The organism is Dietzia sp., assembly GCF_036741115.1.
In the GTDB taxonomy this organism is placed as follows: Bacteria; Actinomycetota; Actinomycetes; order Mycobacteriales; family Mycobacteriaceae; genus Dietzia.
The window spans coordinates 1-1,659 of the sequence record NZ_DAINST010000159.1 but is presented as its reverse complement, the minus strand read 5'-3'; the positions used below and the strand labels follow the sequence as shown (position 1 = coordinate 1,659).

2 protein-coding genes and 1 pseudogene are annotated in these 1,659 nt (G+C 69.6%); all 3 read left to right on the top strand.

What is annotated here, in order from left to right:
* Positions 1-407: pseudogene (locus V7E05_RS14205) on the top strand (primosome assembly protein PriA); the annotation flags it as partial.
* Positions 408-595: 188 nt separating this feature from the next.
* Positions 596-1,189, top strand: a complete 594-nt coding sequence (def, locus tag V7E05_RS14200; protein WP_333620275.1) for a peptide deformylase — start codon at positions 596-598, stop codon at positions 1,187-1,189.
* Positions 1,186-1,659: methionyl-tRNA formyltransferase (locus V7E05_RS14195; RefSeq protein WP_333620274.1), on the top strand; the 474-nt coding region annotated here is incomplete at its 3' end. The genes def and V7E05_RS14195, both read left to right, overlap by 4 nt.

Here is a 1,659-nt window from a genome sequence, read left to right as displayed (position 1 = left end):
CGGAGGCCGGGCTCGACGTCGCCCAGTCCCTCATCCGCTGGGACGTCGAAGGCTTCGGCCACCGCGAGCTCGCCGAGCGCCGCGAGGTCGGGTTCCCGCCGGCCGCGCACATGTTCGCCATCGACGGGGCGGCCGCCGACGTCATGGATGTTTCCGACTACCTCGAAGAGCAGGCCGCCGCGAAGCTCGGCGCGGAGCCGGAGATCCTCGGCCCAGTCGACGTGCCGGAGAGCGAGCCGCTGCCCGGAGTGGCTCCCGACGCCACTCCCGAGAGAATCCTCGTGCGCGTGCCCGCCCGGCGTGTCGATGCGCTTGCGGCGGCGATCAAGGCGGCAGTGGTCTCGCGTGCCTCGCGGCGGGAGGGGCAGGCCGTTCGCGTCCGCCTCGACCCGCTGCATATCGGCTGAGAGGTGGCTAGGCGGACTCGCGGGACCGTCGGCAATACAATGGCTCTAGACCCCGGATGCCGGGAGGATGTTGCTTCGGGCGCATCCGCTCGCGGCGCGGCAGAAACTGCGTGCCGCGGCCCCGACCGAGCACACCGGCGACACGGCAAGGCTGCGATACGAACAGCACAGACAGAACCGAGGCGCGCATGGCGATCCGACCGATCCGACTCTTTCCCGACCCCGTCCTCCGCACCCGTGCGGAGGAGGTCGGCGACTTCGGGGCGCGCGATCTCGAGGTGCTGATCCGCGACCTCTTCGACACCATGGACTTCGCCCAGGGCGTGGGCCTTGCCGCGCCGCAGGTCGGGATATCGAGCCGCGTGCTCGTCTACGACGATCGCGAGGGGAACCGAGCGGCCCTCGTCGACCCGGAGTACGACGTGCTCTCCGACGAGAGCGAGTCCGACTACGAGGGATGCCTGTCGGTTCCCGAGATCGGCGGGGACGTCGAGCGACCGTTCGAGATCGAGGTTCGTGGCAAGAACGCCGAAGGTAAGTCGGTGCATTTCGTCGCGCAGGGCTTCCTCGCGCGCATCATCCAGCACGAGACCGATCACCTCGACGGCACGATGTTCATGCAGCGTCTCGATGGTGATGCCCGCCGCGAGGCCATGGGTGCGATCCGTGCCGCGGAGTGGTTCGGGCACGGCTCGATCGTCGGCGACCTCGTGTTCGACGACGACGCCGCTGCACGCACCTACGCCGACGAGCAGTTCAAGGCAGGGGGAGCAGGCCGATGAGAATCGTCTTCACAGGAACCCCCGAGACCGCCGTGCCCTCGTTGCGGGCGATACTCGATTCCGGTCGACACGAGGTCGCCGCCGTGATCACCCGGCCCGACGCGCCGAAGGGGAGGGGCCGCACGCTGCATCGCTCACCCGTCGGCGAGGTCGCCGACGCCGCGGGCCTGCGCGTTCTCACCCCGGCGAGCGCACGCGATCCCGAGTTCGCCGCACAACTCCGCGAGCTCGATGTCGAGGCCGCGGCGGTGGTCGCCTACGGTAACATCCTCCCGCAGGAGGTCCTCGATATCCCGCGGTTCGGATGGGTGAACCTCCATTTCTCCCTGCTGCCCGCGTGGCGGGGCGCCTCGCCCGTGAACGCGGCGATCGCCGCGGGCGACGAAATCACAGGCGCGTCGACGTTCCGTCTTGAAGCCGGCATGGACACGGGCCCCGTCTACGGCACGATCACCACGGAGATCGAGCCC